Origin of the sequence: Halobacillus sp. BBL2006 (genome assembly GCF_000786645.1) — a bacterium.
Lineage (GTDB): Bacteria > Bacillota > Bacilli > Bacillales > Halobacillaceae > Halobacillus.
Genome location: NZ_JRNX01000413.1, coordinates 1 through 2,798, shown reverse-complemented (window position 1 = coordinate 2,798; position 2,798 = coordinate 1). Strand labels below are relative to the sequence as shown.

The 2,798-nt window shown below is 39.2% G+C and carries 4 protein-coding genes; all 4 read right to left on the bottom strand.

Annotation, left to right across the window (positions count from 1 at the left end; genetic code table 11):
* Positions 1-84: 84 nt before the first annotated feature.
* The 4 genes from LD39_RS12580 to LD39_RS12570 all read right to left on the bottom strand — a co-directional run bounded on the left by LD39_RS12580 (position 85) and on the right by LD39_RS12570 (position 2,412).
* On the bottom strand, positions 85-375 hold the full coding sequence (locus tag LD39_RS12580) for a DUF6123 family protein (RefSeq protein ID WP_035547180.1): 291 nt from the start codon (positions 373-375) through the stop codon (positions 85-87).
* A gap of 176 nt (positions 376-551) precedes the next feature.
* Complete coding sequence (locus LD39_RS22685) at positions 552-725, bottom strand: hypothetical protein (RefSeq protein WP_156112637.1); 174 nt, start codon at positions 723-725, stop codon at positions 552-554.
* A gap of 92 nt (positions 726-817) precedes the next feature.
* Positions 818-1,327: an isoprenylcysteine carboxyl methyltransferase family protein gene (locus LD39_RS12575; protein ID WP_035547177.1), complete on the bottom strand. Its 510-nt coding sequence runs from the start codon at positions 1,325-1,327 to the stop codon at positions 818-820.
* Positions 1,327-2,412 (bottom strand): type III polyketide synthase, encoded by a 1,086-nt coding sequence (locus LD39_RS12570; protein ID WP_035547174.1) that lies wholly within the window; start codon positions 2,410-2,412, stop codon positions 1,327-1,329. The genes LD39_RS12575 and LD39_RS12570 overlap by 1 nt, the downstream gene beginning before the upstream one ends.
* Positions 2,413-2,798: the final 386 nt, after the last annotated feature.

The following is a 2,798-nucleotide window of genomic DNA, read 5'->3' as shown; positions in this document are numbered from 1 at the left end:
AAAAAACAATAAAAATGCGGATCGCCTTGCGCGTGAAGCTCTACAAAAGCTATCAAAACCCAGATGAAAATTCATCTGGGTTTTTTATATGATCGGCATCTTCGATGAGAACCCACGTTTTTCCAAAGAACGGTATGCTTGCCGTTTATTTCTTATTTCTGATTTTGCAATATGTTCCAAAACACTGATAAAGAAGCTCGGATCAAATTTGTGCTGGAACTTGAGGGTTACTCTTACCGCTATAATTGTTTTCCATTGGGACGCATTGGTAGAGTTCTTGCCAAAATAAATGAATCGTACGTCTTCATCACTGAGTTTAAAACCTTTTGACCATAAATCTTCTAAAAAATAAGCCAACGCATGATTGTTTTTCATAGGTCGCTCCTTACTCGTCATCTTCAATTATGTACTAAAGCTAGCTCTTATTAGCTTAACATGAACTTTTTTTCTTTCACAAAGGCTAGCCATTCAAGTCTCACCTGCTGAATCGCCAAAATTCGACTAATATCGCAGTCATTCATCATTATAGCAAAAATAAAGCCAGGTGAAATTCACCTGGCTGAAATTGTTTGTTCATATGTTTTTCGATTTTGAGGAAGAGAGCGCCCTTTATTTCCATTAACTAAATCAAGTACCGATTGCGCTGGGGCTGAACCGACTTTTGCGAGCATCCATACCATCAAGGTGCTATAAACAGCCACCGTCAGTAATATGACAAGGATCATAGTGTTCTCACCCTTCTAAATGATAATGATTTTCATTTCTATTTAGAATTATAGCAAACTCCTCGGACCAAAGCAATAGATGTTCAGAAAATTTACATCCTTTCTTGCAACGCCTTCTCCTCTGCAGGAATGCGAACAGTTAACACTAATAAATGGAGGAACGGGAATATGATCGCAGTGACGTAAGCCTGAAAGAGGAGAGGAATGATAAGCAACTCGAAAAATACTATGACATAATTGGGGTGTTTTAAAATTCGGTAAAGCCCTTTATGGATTGGGAGCTCCTCTGGTAATACTAAGATCCTCGTATTCCACCTTCTCCCTAGAGTCACAATGCACCATACTCTCAATATTTGCAAAATTAAAAAAGCTACTAGAGCCGGAAAGAATATTAACGTCATTTGATAGGAACTGAGATAGAATTCAATAGCGATCGATACAAAAAAGAAGCTATGCAGCAATATAAACAAAAAGTAATGGTTTTCACCTACTTCCCTCGCCCCTCTTTCTAGCATCCATCTCCGATTCGACTGAGCAACGACCAGTTCTCCGAGCCTTTGTACTATTAGAAATATAAACAATACAATTAAAATCTTATCCATTACATCCACTCCAGAGAAACGATCTCAGAACTGAACCCAGGTCCTAACGATGTCATAAAAGATTTCGTTCCAGCTGCCGGTTTACTCTTCATCGCTTCGTTTAAAACAAAATGAACCGTAGGCGAGGACATATTTCCATGTTTACGTAACACGTCGCGTGAGAATTCTAACGTTTTTTCAGGAAGATTAAACACCTCTTGATAGCCTTCCAGTACTTTCCTTCCACCCGGATGAGCAATTATGAAAGGAAGCTGTTGAACTTCCACACCTCTTTCCTGAAGTACGTCTCTCATATGGTTATACCAGAAATCTTTAACTAATCGTGGAATGCTCTTATTAAAGATGACTTCAAAACCACTATCTACTACTCTCCACCCCATCACATCGGTACTATCGGGCTTAATTCGTGAACTCGAAGAGGATACTTCAATGAGAGAGGTTTGGCCTAAGTCTCTTAAAGGAGATTTCTCTCCAATCATGAGAACGGCTGATGCACCGTCACCAAACAGAGCAGTGCCTACAAAATTGCTCACTCTGGGATCATTGTGTTGAAAAGTCAAGCTGCATAACTCTACACAGACAATAAGCACATTCTCTTCAGGGTGCCCTTTTAAATATTCATAAGATTTTGCGACCCCGCTCGTCCCTCCGGCACACCCTAGACCAAATATAGGGGTTCTCTTTACAGAGTCTTTCATTTTCATTTCATTGATAAGATAGGCATCAATCGTAGGAGTAGAAATGCCGGTAGAAGATACAAATATCACATGGTCGACCTCTGAAGAGTGTACCTCTCTTTTTAAGAAAGTTGTATTTGAAAGGCATGTGTTAATGGCATCTTTAGCGTACTCAATCGCTTTTTCGTGATAGATTTGATTTCTTTCAGATAATCCGTGCTCACTTTGAAACCATTCTAAATCCATTGCGAATTGTCTTTCTTCAATGTTTGCATGTTCAAATACAGGGAGTAATCGATTGATTTCGTGAGGTTTAAGCGGGAAGAGTTCTTTAATTAAACTCTTAACTTTGGATTGGGAATAAGAGTGTTCAGCTACTTGTATTCCTGACGAAAGAATATAAGACATAAATCCCCCTCCTTTTTATATATATTGTGAGCAAAAATCTTAGAATTATGACAGATTCGCTACTATAACAGGTTGGTTTTATTAGTTGAAGATCTGTTTAATGGTCTTTCTTTACTGAAAAATCGATAACAAAGGTTATTCAACAAACATGCAGTATTGTTTAAGACTCGATTTCGATCGGTTCCGTTGCTATATACGGATTAGGTGGGAAAACAACTCGTCTAGCTGCAACGCCCAGACACTCGCGTCATAAGCAGGAAATCAACGGAATGAAAATCCCCATTACTTTTGATTTCCTGCTTATGCGAGTCGTGTCTACCAGGGCGTCTCCGCATTTGTACACTTTCCTGTGGGGAACTGGCAAGCCTCCTCAGTCGTTTCACTCC